This is a genomic window from Methylobacterium sp. J-072 (assembly GCF_022829425.1).
Classification (GTDB): domain Bacteria; phylum Pseudomonadota; class Alphaproteobacteria; order Rhizobiales; family Beijerinckiaceae; genus Methylobacterium.
This window is the reverse complement of record NZ_JAKSYK010000207.1, coordinates 167,528-181,850: the sequence shown is the minus strand read 5'-3', so window position 1 is coordinate 181,850 and position 14,323 is coordinate 167,528. Positions and strand designations below refer to the sequence as shown.

Sequence of the window (14,323 nt, the reverse complement as noted above, 5' to 3'; positions counted from 1 at the left end):
CCGCCACGCAGCACCCGTCACGCGAAGACCATCATGGGTGCGGCGTCTCGGGGACTGGCGGGGGTGAGGGCGGAGGCAGGGCCAGGGGCACGACGTTGCCGATCCGCGCCGCGCCCTTGTGGAACCGCAGCCGCTTTAAGCGGCGGGGATCGGCATCGAGCACCTCGAATTCGAGGTTGCCCGGCCCGACGATCAGCTCGCCCCGAGACGGGACGCGCCCGGCCAGGGTGACGATCATGCCGCCCAGGGTATCGATCTCCTCGGCCATGTCGCCGACCGCGGCCACGAGATCGACCCCGGTGGCCTCCGACACTTCGGCCAGCGGCGTGCGGGCATCGGCCACGAACACCTCGTCCTCACCGTCGACCCGCTGCACCTGCTTGGCCTCGGCGACGTCGTGCTCGTCCTCGATATCGCCGACCACCACCTCGATCAGGTCCTCGATCGAGATCAGCCCGTCGGTGCCGCCATACTCGTCGATGACCAGGGCCATGTGAGTGCGCGTCGCCTGCATCCGCACCAGCAAGTCGATGGCCGGCATGGACGGTGGGACGAACAACACCGGCCGCTGGATGCGGGCGGCGGCGAGCGTTGTGGTGAGATCGACCTTGCCGAGATCCAGCGCCCGGGGCAGCCGCACGGGCGCCCGACGGGCAGGCCGCGGCGCCACGGTGGCGTCGGCCTCGCCCTCGGCGGGGATTGCGGGCCGGACCGCAGTCGCGGTGCGCCGGGTCGGCTCGGCCTTGGCGGCGATGTGATCGACGAGGTCGCGGATGTGGACCATGCCGCGGGGGTCATCCAGCGTCTCGCCGTAGACCGGCAGCCGGGAATGGCCGGCGGTGCGGAACAGCTTGAGCAGGTCGCCGAGATTGGTGTCGTTCGAGACGGCGACGATGTCGGCCCGAGGGACCATGACGTCGTCGACCCGCACCTTGTGCAGGCCGAGCACGTTCTTGAGCATCACCCGCTCGAGGGGGGTGAGACCGCTCTCGCCGGCATCGGGCTCGGCGAGTGCCTCCTCGAGACCCTCACGCAGCGAATCGCGCGGCTTGAGGTGGAGCGCCTGCAGGAGGCGGTCGTACCAGGGCTCCCGGGACTGGGATTCACCCTCGGTGGAACTGGGCGCGGCCAGGGCCGCGCCGCGACTTCGATCGTTGCTCATGTCTCTCGGATCTGGGGGCGGTGGGGAATCGGCCGCTCAGGCATAGGGATCGGGAATGCCCAAGGTCGCGAGGGCCGCGACTTCGAGCGCTTCCATGGCATCGGCCTCGGCCTCGCCGATCTCGTGGTCCTGACCGAGACAATGCAGGGTGCCATGGACGAGGAGGTGCGCGAGGTGATTCTGGAGCGGCTTCGACTGCTCCGCACTCTCGCGCACAAGGGTCTCGTAGGCAAGGACCACGTCGCCCAGGGGCAGCGCGGCACCCGCATGGCGGGGCTGCGAGGCGGCTGGGAAGGACAGCACGTTGGTGGGCTTGTCCTTGCCGCGCCAGGTGCGGTTGAGTTCTTGGATCGCGGCGTCATCGGTCAGCACGACGCTGACCTCGACGGGTCCATCCGGCGGCGCGGGGGCCGCCGCCAGCCCCGCCTCGACGGCGCGGATGACCAGTGATTCGAGGTCGGGAATCGCGGTTTCCCAGCGCTCATCCTCGACGGACATGTCGATGTCGTGGCCGCTCATTGCGCGAGACCCACGCGGCTATTCAGTTTCCCGCTCGGGAAAGGGCGAACAACACGGTTCTGCATGGGGCCAGCCGCAGCATCAGCGTCCGCAGAAAGCGCGGGTCCCCTCTCCCGTGCGGGAGAGGGACAGGGTGAGGGATGCGCCCTGTACGGAGAAACCTGATCCCTCACCCCAACCCTCTCCCGCACGGGAGAGGGGGCCGGTTGCATCACGCTGAACATGCCTTGTGACTGCGCATCCCGACAGGCGCTAGGCAGGTAGAGCTCGACGCCCGCGGGCGCGTGAACCGACATCACACTCACGCCAGGGGCCGGCGCCGGGGGTTGGGATTGCGGTCGGCCTCATGGTCGCCGTGAAAGGCACGCTCGTAGGCGGTGACGATCCGGCGCACGAGATCGTGACGGACTACGTCCACGTCCTTGAAGGTGACCCGGCCGATTCCTTCGACGCCGTCGAGCACGTTCACCGCCTCGACCAGGCCGGATTTTTGGCCCGGCGGCAGGTCGATCTGGCTCGGATCGCCGGTGATGATCATGCGCGAGCCCTCGCCGAGGCGGGTCAGGAACATCTTCATCTGCATGGAGGTGGTGTTCTGCGCCTCGTCGAGGAGCACCACGGCGTTGGTCAGCGTGCGCCCGCGCATGAAGGCGAGCGGCGCGATCTCGATGATCCCGGTCTGCAGGCCGCGGTCGACGTGGCGCGCCTCCATGAAGTCGTAGAGGGCGTCGTAGATCGGGCGCAGATACGGATCGACCTTGTCGCGCATGTCGCCGGGCAGGAAGCCCAGACGCTCGCCGGCCTCCACCGCCGGGCGCGACAGGATCAGCCGTTCGGCATGGCCCTGCTCCAGCAGTGACACGGCGTGGCCGACGGCGAGCCAGGTCTTGCCGGTGCCGGCCGGGCCTTCCGCGAAAACCAGCTCGTTGGTGCGCAGCAGCTTGATGTACTGGTCCTGCGCCGGATTGCGGGCGCGCACGGCGCCGCGCTTGCGGGTGGCGATCTGCTCGAAATGCGGCTTGTCGGCCTCGGCGGCGATCGCCTCGGCCGGGAACAGGCTGGCCTGGGCGGTGGATTCGCGGATCGCGCCGTCGACATCGCCGAGCGTCAGTGCGCTGCCGCCAGTCCGCACCCGCGCGTAGAGCTTCTGGAACACCCGCCTTGCCTTCTCGGCGGCGTCGGGGGAGCCCTTGATCACGAGGTGGTTGCCGAGTGCCGTCGCGGTGACGTCGAGCCGGCGCTCGATATGGGCGACGTTCTGGTCGTATTGACCGAAGACGAGGCTCGCGAGGCGGTTGTCGTCGAAGGTCAGCGGCACCTCGACCGTCTCATCCGATTCGGCCGGCTTGGCCGCCGGCCCGCGGCCCCGAAGGGCGCCGCGCACGCCAGACCCGTCCGACGCGCTCAACCTGTGATCCTCACCGCCATCCCCATCACTTGATCCTCACGCCGCCGCGGCCTCGAAGGCCAACTGCCCGAACAGGCTGTTCGTCCCGGCCCGCTCGATTCGGACCGGCACGATCGTACCGATATGGTGGGGCGCGGCGTCGAACTGCACGGCCAGAAGGTGCGGCGTCTTGCCCGCGACTTGACCCGGATGCCGGCCCGCCTTCTCGACCAGCACGTCGAAGACCTGGCCGACGGCAGCCCGCTGGTAGGCATAGCGCTGCGCGTCCAGCAGCGCCTGCAGCTCGGCGAGCCGCTCCGCCATCACCGATTCGGGCACCATGTCGCTCCGGTCGGCCGCGGGCGTGCCAGGGCGGGGGCTGTACTTGAACGAGAATGCGCTCTCGAAGCCGATGTCGCGCACCAGCTTGAGGGTGTCGGCAAAATCGGCATCGGTCTCGCCGGGGAAGCCGACGATGAAGTCGGAGGACAGGGCGGTATCGGGCCGGGCGGCGCGCACGCGGTCGATCAGGCGGCGATACTGGTCGCCGTTGTGCTTGCGGTTCATGGCGGCGAGGATCCGGTCCGAGCCCGACTGCACCGGCAGATGCAGGTAGGGCATCAGGGCCGGCACCTCGGCATGGGCCCGCACCAGGGCGTCGTCGAAATCGTTGGGATGGCTCGTGGTGTAGCGGATCCGGGCGAGACCGGGGATCTTTGCCACCGCCCGGATCAGGTCCGCGAGCCCGACCGGGGCGCCGTCGGGGCCCAGCCCGTGATAGCCGTTGACGTTCTGGCCGATCAGCGTGACCTCGCGGGCGCCGCCCTGCGCGAGTTTTTCCGCCTCGGCCAGCACCGCCGCCACGGGACGCGAGACTTCGGCGCCGCGGGTATAGGGCACCACGCAGAAGGCGCAGAATTTGTCGCAGCCCTCCTGCACGGTGAGGAAGGCGCTCGGCCCGGAGGTCCGACGCCGGGGCAGGTGCGTGAACTTGTCCTCGATCGGGAATTCGGTGTCGACCACCCGGCGCTCGCGGGAGCGGGCCAGCAGGTCCGGCAGGCGGTGGTAGCTCTGCGGGCCGACCACCACGTCCACCGCGGGCTGGCGCGCCTGGATCTCGGCGCCCTCGGCCTGGGCGACGCAGCCGGCCACGACGATGCGGGTGTCCAGGCCCCGGGCCTGCCGCTCGCCCTTGAGGACGCGCAGGCGGCCGAGCTCGGAATAGACCTTCTCGGCGGCCTTCTCGCGGATGTGGCAGGTGTTGAGGACGACGACGTCGGCCTCCTCTACCGAATCGGTCGCCGTGAACCCCTCAGCGCCCAGCACGTCGGCCATGCGGGCCGCGTCGTAGGCGTTCATCTGGCAACCGTAGGATTTGACAAAGGCCTTCTTCAACGCGTGCCGCCCTAAAACCGTCCGCTTCCCCATAAGCCCACCCCGATCCTGCGCGGACCGGCGGGCGGGAGCCTGTAGCACGGATCGCGCGGGCCGTCGCGACACCCCACAGCAAGGCGGGGTTTCCAAAGGGCCCAGCCCTTGGCGGGGCTTTTTGGGGCGGAGCCCTTACGATCTTGAGAGGCGGCGGGGCTTGCCCGCCGCCCCGTCGTCAGTGGGCCGCCGCGGTGGCCGGGACGTCGATGACCATCTGCTGGAAGAACGGCACGTAGGCCTGGAGCATCACGAACAGGCCGACCAGGCAGGCCAGCGCGATCGAGTGCCAGAACACGAAGCGCAGGATCTTGCCCTCCTGGCCGAAATAGCCGGTGGCCGTGGAGGCGACGACGATCGACTGGGCGTCGACCATCTTGCCCATCACGCCGCCCGACGAGTTCGCCGCCGCCATCAGCACGCCCGGGAGCCCGAGCTGCTCGGAGGTGATGCGCTGGAGGCCGCCGAACAGGACGTTCGAGGCCGTATCCGACCCGGTGAGCGCCACGCCGAGCCAGCCGAGCAGCGTCCCAAAGAACGGGTACAGGATGCCGGTTCCCGCGAAGGCGAGGCCGAGGGTGGCGTCGACGCCCGCGTAGCGGGTGAGCACGCCCAGCGCCAGCATCGCCGCGATGGTGATCAGCGAGTAGCGCAGCGCCCAGATGGTCTCGACATAGGCGGTCACGAGCCGCACCGGCGAGAAGCGCATGATCAGGCCCGAGATGATCGCGGCGATCAGCACGCCCGTGCCGGTGTAGGACATGTAGGTGAACAGGAAGACCGCGCCCTCGGGGACGGGCTTGGCCACCACCGGCGGCACCTTCAGGATCACGTTGTGCAGGCCCGGCACCTCGTATTTCCAGGTGAAGAGTGGGTTCACGATACCCTTGAACCAGCCGGTGCCCCAGATCGCCACGATCACCGAGAGGATGATCCACGGCATCCAGGCCAGTAGGATCTCACCCTGCGAGGCGGTGCGCGCGCCGATATTGACCGGGGGCGTACCCGGGACGCCGGCGCCGAGCGCCACCGGGCGCGGGTTAACGAGCGCCAGGGACGGATCGTGACCGCGCAGCGCCGGCGAGGTCCAGACCTCCCGGGGCTGCCAGACCTTGAGGAACAGCACGAGGCAGAGCATCGAGGCGAGCGAGGCGCCGATATCGACGATCCAGGGATTGACGTAGTTCGAGATCAGGAACTGCGCCACGGCGAAGGACGCGCCGCAAACCAGGATCGGCGGCCAGACCCGGATCATGCCGCGGAAGCCCGCGAACACCCAGATCAGCCAGAACGGCACGATCAGCGAGAACAGCGGCAGCTGCCGGCCGATCATCGCGCCGAGGATCTCGGGCGGGTAGCCGGTGACCGAAGCCAGGCCCTGGATCGGCGCGCCGAGCGCCCCGAACGCCACCGGGGCGGTGTTGGCGATGAGCGAGAGGCCGGAGGCGGCCAGCGGCGAGAAGCCCAGCCCGATCAGGATCGCGCCGGTGACGGCGACCGGCGTGCCAAAGCCGCCCGCGCCCTCGAAGAATGCGCCGAACGCGAAGGCCACCAGGAGGAGCTGCAGCCGCCGGTCGGCGGTGATGCCGGCCACGGATTGCTGCAGGACGGAGAACCAGCCCTTCTCCACCGTCAGCCGGTAGAGAAAGATGACGTTGAGGATGATCCAGCCGATCGGGAAGAAGCCCGTCACCATCCCGAGGATGGCGGCCCGGGAGGCGAGCTCGGTCGGCATGCCGAAGCCGACGATCGCCACCAGCATGGCGAGACCGAGGGCGATGACGGCGGCGATGTGCGCCTTGACGCGACCGCTCGCGATCATGGCGAGGAGGGCGATGACCGGCACGGAGGCCGCCAGAGTCGAGAGCCAGGGGCTCCCGAACGGATCATAGACCTGATTCCAGGTTTGCAACGGTCGTCCTCCCGGTATCCCGACTTCACGGGTTTCGGCCTAGCTAGCAGAGGGACACGGCCCGCTCAACAGAGATGCATCCTGTATTCAGGGGGTGGATTTACCGGGTTCTCGCAGTCGCGGGCTCGACCGTCATTGCGAGCGCAGCGAAGCAACCTAGAGCAGCGGGCGACGGGAGGACGTAATGCGTCGCCGGGTTGCTTCGCTGCGTTCGCGATGACGTGGAAAGCCGGATCGCGCAGGCACAATCCGACTGCCGGGAAAAGCCTCAGACCGTCGCGATCTCGGAGCCGCCCAGGTCGAGCCCGGGTGCGGCCGGGCGGGTGCCGGCCGTGGGCTGGGCCTCGCCGCGGCCGGTCAGGATGCCCTGGAGGGCGGTGCGCACCTCGGCCTCGGCAGCGGCGGTGGCGGCCTTCCGGTCGGTCGAGGCTTCGAAGACGATCGGCTTGCCCCAGACCACGTGGACGTCGATCGGGCCGCCGTTCACAAAGGCGGCCAGATGGGGCGCCAGTTCCATGTCGCCGTACCAGGCGATCTCGGAGCGCTCGGCGCGCACCACCGGCAGGCCGTTGCGCCTCGGATAGGCGATCGCCAGGGGCTGGAGGCGCACGCGGCCCCGCCCGGCCTCGGCCTGGAGGGCAGCGCGCGCCGCGCCGACCAGGGCGGAGCGGAACGGCAGGAGCCGGTTGCCGTCGCCGGTGGTGCCTTCCGCGAACAATACCACCAGCTCGCCCTCGGCCAGGCGATGGCCCATAGCGGCGCTGACCGTGGCGGTGGCGCCCCTTCGCTGCCGGTCGATGTAGATCGTGCGCTGGAGGGCCGCGAGCGCGCTGATCACCGGCCAGCCGGCGATCTCGGACTTCGCCACGAAGGAGAGCGGCCGCAGCGACCCGATCGCGACGATGTCGAGCCACGACACGTGGTTGGCCAGAACCAGCGCCGCCTCGCCGGCTTCCGGCGGCGTGCCGCTCTGCGTCACCCGGACCGAGAACAGCCACAGGAAGAACCGATGGAACAGGATCGGCGCCAGGGTCGGGCGGCGGCCGAGCAGCCGCAGGGCGATCCAGTGCGGCGGCGCCAGCACCAGGAAGGCGAGGGCGAGGGCCGCGACCCGCGCGATGACGCCGAACCGGCTCACGCCGTTACAGGTCGGCGCTCATGGTCAGCGCGGTCGCCCGGCTGCCGTCGGCCTTGAGGTAGTAGCCGGTGCGCTCGCCGACCTTTCGGAAGCCGTGCCGGGCGTAGAGCTTGAGCGCGGGGGCGTTGCCCTCGTCGACCTCCAGGTGGACCCGGGCGATCTTGGAATGCGCCAGGCTGGACAGGTGCTCGCGCAGGAGCCGGCGGCTATGGCCGCCGCCGCGCAGCGTCGGCGACAGCACGATGGTCAAGATCTCGGCCTCGTCGGCGGCGCGGCGCGACAGCACGAAGCCTTGGAGCGTCCCGGCCCGCCACAGGGCATGGGCTTGGGTCGAGCGCTCGCACAGCAGGCGCTCGAACTCGTGGGCTTCCCAGGGTCGGGCGAAGGCGGTGGCGTGAAGCCGGGCCAAAGCCGGCGCCTGCCCGGCGTCCGCGAGCGGGGCGACGTAGGGCTCCGGGGTGAGGGCGTCCCACCAGGCGGCCCACCAGTCGAGAGGCCAGAACGGGAGGGGCCGCGTCATTGCCGCGCGATCCTGGCATGATCCTGGGGCCGGGCATCGGGCCCGCGGAGGTAGAGCGGCCGCGGCAGGGCCTGGGCCGGATCGGCGACGAGACCGAGCGACGCCACGGCGGTGATCTCGGCCGCGCCGAGGCCGGCGACCCGGGCCTCCACCCCGCGGGCGGCCAAGGCAGCCGCCACCAGGGGCGCACCCGAGCCGGTGAGCACGACGGGGCCGGCTCCGAGCCGTTCCGCGGCAACCTCCACCGGCAGGTGGGCCGGGGCGAGGCCGTCGCTCGGACCGAGGGCCTGGACGTAGACGGCGCCATGCCGGGCGTCGATCACAGCCGCGATCACGCCTTCGACCGATTCCGCCAACAGCGGCGCCAAAAGGGCCGAGAGGGTGCCGACGCCGACCACCGGCTTGCCGGTGGCGAGCCCGATGGCGCGGGCCGCCGAGAGGCCGACCCGCAAGCCGGTATAGCTGCCGGGCCCGACCGTGACGGCGATGCGATCGATCGCTTCGAAACCGCCCTCGACCCGGGCGATCACCCGCTCGATCAACGGCAGCAGCGCTTCGGCATGGCCACGCACCATCGGCAGCGACTCGGCCGAGAGCGGCGCGTCGGCATCGTCCGCGGCGACGCAGGCGGCGCACATGTCCAGCGCTGTGTCGATGGCAAGGATACGCACGTCCACTCCCGCATGCCGGTCCAGACCGGCGACCGCTCCCATTCCGCCCCGAAGAGCGCGAAGACCCTAGCGATAGAACAAAACCGCCGGCCCGTCAGCGCGGGGCGGCGGTGAGAACCGCGTTGGCGGTGAAGTGTTGCCGGCTTGCGCCGGTCGGCGGACGCGCCGAGCCTCAGGCCGCCCGGACGACCGTGAGGAATTCGCGGACCTCGACGTTCAGCTGCTCGGATTGCCGGGATAATTCGGAGGCCGAGGTCAGGACCAGGTTGGCCGCCGAGCCGGTCGCCTCGGAGGCCTTCGCCACACCGACGATGTTGTGCGTCACCTCGCCGGTGCCGCTCGCCGCCTGCGCAACGTTGCGGACGATCTCCTGGGTCGCGGCGCTCTGCTCCTCGACCGCGGCGGCGATGCTAGTCGCCACGCCGCTGATCTCGCGGATCAGGCCCACGATCGAGCCGATCGCCGACGCCGCCTGGCCGGTGGCGCCCTGGACCCGGCCGATCTGGGCGGCGATCTCCTCGGTAGCCTTGGCGGTCTGCTCGGCCAGTTCCTTCACTTCGGCGGCGACCACCGCGAAGCCGCGCCCGGCCTCGCCGGCGCGGGCCGCCTCGATGGTCGCGTTCAGCGCCAGCAGGTTGGTCTGGCTGGCGATTGAGGCGATCAACCCGACCACGTCACCGATCCGCGCCACGGAACTGCTCAGCTCCTGCATCAGGGCACCGGTCTGGTCGGCCTCGCCCACCGTCCGCTGGGCCAGGTCGGAGGCCCCCTCGACCTGGCGGCCGATCTCACCGATCGAGACCCCGAGTTCCTCGGCGGCTGCCGCCACGGTGTTGACGTTGGCGGCCGCCTCCTCGGCCGCGGAAGCGACCGTCGTGGTCTGGCCGGCGGTCTGGGTCGCGGTGGCGGTCATGGACTGCGCCGTATCCTGAAGCTCGGTGGCCGAGGTCGAGACCCGGCCGACGATGCCGCCCACTGCCTCCTCGAAATGATCGGCCAGCTCAACCATGGTGCGCCGCCGCGCCTCGGCCGCGGCTTCGTCAGCCTTCCGCTTGAGTTCGGCCTCCTCGGCGGCCTTCTGCACGACCATGGCCTTGATGTCCTCCACGGCCCGTCCGACCGCGCCGATCTCGTCGCCCCGGCGTGCCTCCGCGATCTCGGCCTCGATCTCGCCCTTGGCCATGCGCTGGAGCACCGCGACCAAGCGGTCGAGCGGTCGGGTGATGCCGACGGTGGAAACCAGGAGGGAGCAGAGGATGCCGATGAACAGGCCGAGGGCTCCGAAGCCGATCAGGCTGTAGCGCGTCGCATTGGTCTCGTCCGTGAGATCCCGCGAGCGCTTGCGCATGTAGTCTTCGATCGCGTCCCCGAGCTTCGTCCCCTCAACGCCGAGAGTGGCGAAGATCGGCTCGCTCTTCTCGCGCGCCTGTTTGAGGGCGGCGCTCTCCTCACCGGCGACCGCCAAACGCCGCACCTCCGACGCCTCCGTCACGAAGCGCGCGGTGCGCTCGCGCTGGGCCTGGATGAGATCGGAGAAGGCCGGGACCTGTTGCGCGAGATCGGACAGGGTCTTGTCGGTCTGCCCGATGATGATGTCGAATTGCGCGCCCGCCTTGCGGATCTGCTCCGGGTCGGTCTCCGCGATCGTCCGATACATCAGGTAGTTCAACGTGTTGTGCAGCCGGTTGGTCCGCCGCACGTTCGACACCGCCTTGGCCTCCCGGGCGATCAGGCTCGTGTAGATCTGGTCGATCACCGTCATCCGGGATTGCGCAAACCAGATGCAACCGCCCACGATCACCGCGATGATCAGGTTGATCGCCAGCAGCTTCGTGACAATGTTCGTGCGGCTGAGCAGGTTCATGCGAATCCCCGGAAGACCATGAGATACGAACCGCATGACGAAACCTTACGTCAAGGCAGAACCGCAACAATTTGCATTGTCTTGATGCTGCAATAATACTTCACATTCCACTCATAAATATTTTTCAACACCCTAACAGACACGATATTAGTATTAATAGGGGCATAATACAAAACACTTTCGCATCTAATATTGATATCGAGCGATTTACCGTAATGAGACCCAGCTGGTTACATTCTGTCGATCGCCGTACGCGACGCGGAGCGGATCCAGGCCCAGCGGTTCGAGCGCCGCAAGCGGCCTTCGCTGCAACCGGGAGCGCGTCTCAGCCGGAAATCTGAGAGCCACGGGCGGCGACGACACCATCGGCCGGTCCTTAAGGCAGACAACCACAACGCAAAAACGCCGGCGGTTCCTCACCGCCGGCGTCGGTCATCATGGGCGCGTCTCGATGACCGCGTCGGGCCTCAGATCGCCTGAACCTCGCGGATCTCCGGCAGGAAGTGCCGGAACAGGTTCTGCACGCCGTGCCGCAGGGTGGCGGTGGAGGAGGGACAGCCCGAACAGGCGCCCTTCATCTCCAGATAGACCACGCCTTCCTTGTAGCCGCGGAAGGTGATGTCGCCGCCGTCACCGGCCACCGCCGGTCGGACCCGGGTCTCCAGCAGGTCCTTGATGGTCACGACCGTATCGTGGTCGGCCGCATCGTAGAACTCGTCCTCGTCGCCCTGATCATCGAGGCCGCCTTCGGCCATCACCGGGGCGCCGGACTGGAAATGCTCCATGATCGCGCCGAGGATGGCGGGCTTCACCTGCGCCCATTCCGAGCCGTCCTCCGCCTTGGTGACGGAGACGAAGTCGTGGCCGAAATACACGCCGGCGACGCCCGGGACGGAAAACAGCGCCGAGGCGAGGGGGGAGCGTACGGCCGTCTCGGCATCCCGCGCCTCGAAGGTGGATTCGGGCAGGACGACGCGGCCGGGGAGGAACTTGAGGGTCGCCGGGTTCGGCGTGGCTTCGGTCTGGATGAACATGGTCGGCGAACTCCGCTGCGCCGGTTCAAGGCCGGCCGGGACAGGCACCATAAGGCACCGCCTCCCATGTGGACCGGCGGGTGGATTTTCTCAACCGGGGCCGGGCGCCTGGAGAGTGGACATTCGCGCCACGCGCCGTCAGGACGGGCCAAACGACATGCTGACGGAGCCGGCGGTGGATGTAACCGGGGATGGGATGATCGCGCAGGAGTTGCTGAACGACCTGCGGGCCGCGCAGGCCAAGCTGGAAGCCGCGCGCGAGGATGCGGCGTCGCTCAAGGTGCTGCTCGCCCTGCGCACGCACCAGCACGATCTGGCCTGGCAGGACGTGCAGCGTTTGACGGCCGAGCTGGAGGCAACCCGGGCCAGAACGAGCGCCCTGGAGGCGGATCTGGCCGAGGCGCGGACCAGCGCGGCTTCCGCGGACGCCGTCGCCGAGGCCGACGAGCGCACAGAGGCCGTCCGGGCCGTGCTCGGTGCCGTGCTCGACAGCATTGGTGGCCGTGCCCTCGACCGGCGCCGGTTCCAGGAGATCATCGCCCGAGCCGGGCGCGAGGCGCCGACCGACGGCCCCGGGGCGGCCCGGCACGCGGTGCTGCTGACCGAGGCGCGGCGGGTTCTGGGCATCCCCGGATAGGGCGATCGACCGACCAAGACCGCGCAGGCCGTCAGGGTTAACCGCCCTTTAACCCTACGCTCGCATCGTCGATCCCAGGACGGACAGGAGATCGAACGCATGCAGATCAGCGAGCAGCACGTGCGCGAATGCGCCTATTACATCTGGGAGAACGAGGGCCGGATTCACGGTCACGCGGTCGCCCACTGGATCCGCGCCGAGGCCGAGCTGCGCGCCGGCGTGGTGCTGGCCGACGGCCAGGCCGCCGAAGCCCAGCCGGTCGCCGCGAAGGCCGCCAAGGTTTCGGCTCCGAAGGCTGCTGCGCCGAAGGCCGCCGCCAAGACTGCTGCCCCGAAGGCCCCGGCCAAGGCCGCTGCCGCCAAGACCGTGACCCCCAAGGTCGCCCTCGCCAAGCCGGCCGCCGCGAAGACCGCCAAGGCCTCGAAGGCCGCCGTCACGGCCGGCCTCGCCGCCAAGGCCAAGCCGGCCCGCGTCCCAGCCTCGATGCACTGAGCCGACGGCGCCCGCGGGCGCCATCCCGGCTGGTTTCAGGAGCCCGTCCCCTCACCGGGGGCGGGCTCCTGCCGTTGCCGGACTGCGCGCAGCAGGAACAGGCCGCGCCCGCCATCGTTGTCCGCCCTGACGCGTACGCCGTGCGCCACAAGGAGGCCCGTGATGCGCGCCGTGATCTTCGACATCGATGGGACGCTGCTCGACAGCGTCGACCTGCACGCCCGCGCCTGGGTCGAAGCCTTCGCGCATTTCGGGGTCGAGACCGACGAGGCCAAGGTCCGCAGCCAGATCGGCAAGGGCGGCGACGAGCTGATGCCGGTGTTCCTGCCGAAGGAGCGCATCGCGCGCGAGGGGAAGGAGATCGAGAGCTTCCGCTCCGATCTGTTCAAGACAAAATACCTTCCCAAGGTCCGGCCGTTCCCAGGGGTCCGGCCGCTGTTCGATCGGATCCGCGCAGCGGGCCTGAAGATCGCCCTGGCCTCCTCGGGCAAAGGCCCAGAGGTCGAGCGCTATCAGGAGATTCTTGAGGTCGCCGACCTCGTCGATGTCGTCACCAGTTCGGACGACGCCGATCGCTCGAAGCCGCATCCCGACATCTTCGAAGCCGCAGTGAAGAAGCTCGAAGGTCTCGACAAAGACCAGATGATCGTCATCGGCGACACGCCCTACGACGCCGAGGCAGCGTCAAAAGCGGGCCTGCGCACCATCGGCGTGCTCTGCGGCGGCTTTCCGGAGTCCGACCTGTCGGCGGCGGGCTGCATCGCCATCTACCGTGATCCGCAGGATCTGCTCGACGGATTCGACCAATCACCGCTGGCGACAAGCTGACCGACCGCGAAAGCAAGCCCTTTCGGCGGCCAGACCCGCGTCCTCCACGGTTTCCTGCAGGCCGTGTTGCAGCGCGGTAACGGTGCATGATGCCGGCTACGTAAAAACGCGAATGGGGCTGGCGCGGGGCAGCGGGAAGGCGTAGCCACCCGCCCGCCATCTGGAACGTCTCAAAGCACGAGCGCCGCGCATGCCCCAGACTCACCAGGCCAGCCCCGCACCGCGCTTCGTGCCGGCGGCCAAACCTCTGCCGGACCAGATCGCCGAGGCGATCGAATGCCGGTCGACCCCGCTCAGCCAGCTTCTGCGGCTGATGACGGCCTTGAACGCGGAGGGCGGCAACGAGGCGCTCCGCCACAAGCTGCGCGCCCGAATCGGCGCCCCTCTGGACTCCTGAGCGCGGAAGGCCGGCGGCGCGTCAGTGCCGCCGATGCCGGTGATGCGTCCGCTTCCCGGTAGGCTTCTGCAGCGATGCCGCGGCCTGCGTGGTCCGAGCCATGCAGGCGAAATAGATCTGCCGACCGATATCCTCGAGTTCCAGTCCGTTGGGATTGGGCGCGGAAAAAACCTTGGCGCGGGCCTCGTTCCGGCAGGCCGCGTCCTCCGGGCTTCGGATCGGCGGCTCGGCCCGGGCCGGCACGATTCCGAGTGACGCTATGAGGATTGCAGCCGACACCAATGCGGCGACCCGCGTCCTGGCCTGGATACTCAACATACCGGGGCGTATTCCT

At 69.3% G+C, this 14,323-nt stretch carries 15 protein-coding genes; 4 read left to right on the top strand and 11 right to left on the bottom strand.

What is annotated here, in order from left to right:
- Positions 1-31: 31 nt before the first annotated feature.
- The 10 genes from MKK67_RS27530 to MKK67_RS27485 all read right to left on the bottom strand — a co-directional run bounded on the left by MKK67_RS27530 (position 32) and on the right by MKK67_RS27485 (position 11,635).
- Complete coding sequence (locus MKK67_RS27530) at positions 32-1,162, bottom strand: hemolysin family protein (protein ID WP_243971494.1); 1,131 nt, start codon at positions 1,160-1,162, stop codon at positions 32-34.
- Positions 1,163-1,198: 36 nt separating this feature from the next.
- Positions 1,199-1,681 (bottom strand): rRNA maturation RNase YbeY, encoded by a 483-nt coding sequence (gene ybeY / locus MKK67_RS27525; RefSeq protein ID WP_243971492.1) that lies wholly within the window; start codon positions 1,679-1,681, stop codon positions 1,199-1,201.
- A gap of 301 nt (positions 1,682-1,982) precedes the next feature.
- The gene (locus MKK67_RS27520) at positions 1,983-3,065 is read right to left on the bottom strand and encodes a PhoH family protein (RefSeq protein ID WP_243971489.1); all 1,083 of its coding nucleotides are present in this window, start codon (positions 3,063-3,065) and stop codon (positions 1,983-1,985) included.
- A 60-nt stretch (positions 3,066-3,125) separates the two neighbouring features.
- A complete protein-coding gene (miaB, locus tag MKK67_RS27515; protein WP_243971487.1) occupies positions 3,126-4,463 on the bottom strand; it encodes a tRNA (N6-isopentenyl adenosine(37)-C2)-methylthiotransferase MiaB in 1,338 nt (445 codons plus the stop codon).
- A 211-nt stretch (positions 4,464-4,674) separates the two neighbouring features.
- The gene (locus tag MKK67_RS27510; RefSeq protein WP_243971485.1) at positions 4,675-6,408 is read right to left on the bottom strand and encodes an L-lactate permease; all 1,734 of its coding nucleotides are present in this window, start codon (positions 6,406-6,408) and stop codon (positions 4,675-4,677) included.
- 268 nt (positions 6,409-6,676) lie between these two features.
- Positions 6,677-7,546, bottom strand: a complete 870-nt coding sequence (locus tag MKK67_RS27505; RefSeq protein WP_243971482.1) for a lysophospholipid acyltransferase family protein — start codon at positions 7,544-7,546, stop codon at positions 6,677-6,679.
- 4 nt (positions 7,547-7,550) lie between these two features.
- On the bottom strand, positions 7,551-8,066 hold the full coding sequence (locus MKK67_RS27500; protein ID WP_092040882.1) for a GNAT family N-acetyltransferase: 516 nt from the start codon (positions 8,064-8,066) through the stop codon (positions 7,551-7,553).
- On the bottom strand, positions 8,063-8,737 hold the full coding sequence (gene tsaB, locus MKK67_RS27495; protein WP_243971479.1) for a tRNA (adenosine(37)-N6)-threonylcarbamoyltransferase complex dimerization subunit type 1 TsaB: 675 nt from the start codon (positions 8,735-8,737) through the stop codon (positions 8,063-8,065). Before tsaB ends, MKK67_RS27500 begins: the two co-directional genes overlap by 4 nt.
- Positions 8,738-8,909: 172 nt before the next feature.
- The gene (locus tag MKK67_RS27490) at positions 8,910-10,601 is read right to left on the bottom strand and encodes a methyl-accepting chemotaxis protein (protein WP_243971477.1); all 1,692 of its coding nucleotides are present in this window, start codon (positions 10,599-10,601) and stop codon (positions 8,910-8,912) included.
- 467 nt (positions 10,602-11,068) lie between these two features.
- On the bottom strand, positions 11,069-11,635 hold the full coding sequence (locus MKK67_RS27485) for a NifU family protein (RefSeq protein ID WP_243971475.1): 567 nt from the start codon (positions 11,633-11,635) through the stop codon (positions 11,069-11,071).
- A 157-nt stretch (positions 11,636-11,792) separates the two neighbouring features.
- Here MKK67_RS27485 and MKK67_RS27480 point away from each other — a divergent pair, with 157 nt between their 5' ends.
- The 4 genes from MKK67_RS27480 to MKK67_RS27465 all read left to right on the top strand — a co-directional run bounded on the left by MKK67_RS27480 (position 11,793) and on the right by MKK67_RS27465 (position 13,989).
- Entirely contained in the window at positions 11,793-12,272 is a 480-nt protein-coding gene (locus MKK67_RS27480) for an atp-dependent helicase (protein WP_243971473.1), read from the top strand.
- A 99-nt stretch (positions 12,273-12,371) separates the two neighbouring features.
- A complete protein-coding gene (locus tag MKK67_RS27475; RefSeq protein WP_243971470.1) occupies positions 12,372-12,764 on the top strand; it encodes a DUF2934 domain-containing protein in 393 nt (130 codons plus the stop codon).
- 162 nt (positions 12,765-12,926) lie between these two features.
- On the top strand, positions 12,927-13,592 hold the full coding sequence (locus MKK67_RS27470) for an HAD family hydrolase (protein ID WP_243971468.1): 666 nt from the start codon (positions 12,927-12,929) through the stop codon (positions 13,590-13,592).
- A 190-nt stretch (positions 13,593-13,782) separates the two neighbouring features.
- Positions 13,783-13,989 carry a hypothetical protein gene (locus MKK67_RS27465; RefSeq protein WP_243971466.1) on the top strand — a complete coding sequence of 69 codons (207 nt, stop codon included), beginning with the start codon at positions 13,783-13,785 and terminating at the stop codon, positions 13,987-13,989.
- A gap of 21 nt (positions 13,990-14,010) precedes the next feature.
- Here the strand turns inward: MKK67_RS27465 and MKK67_RS27460 are convergent, their stop codons facing one another.
- Complete coding sequence (locus MKK67_RS27460; protein WP_243971464.1) at positions 14,011-14,307, bottom strand: hypothetical protein; 297 nt, start codon at positions 14,305-14,307, stop codon at positions 14,011-14,013.
- Positions 14,308-14,323 lie beyond the last annotated feature (16 nt).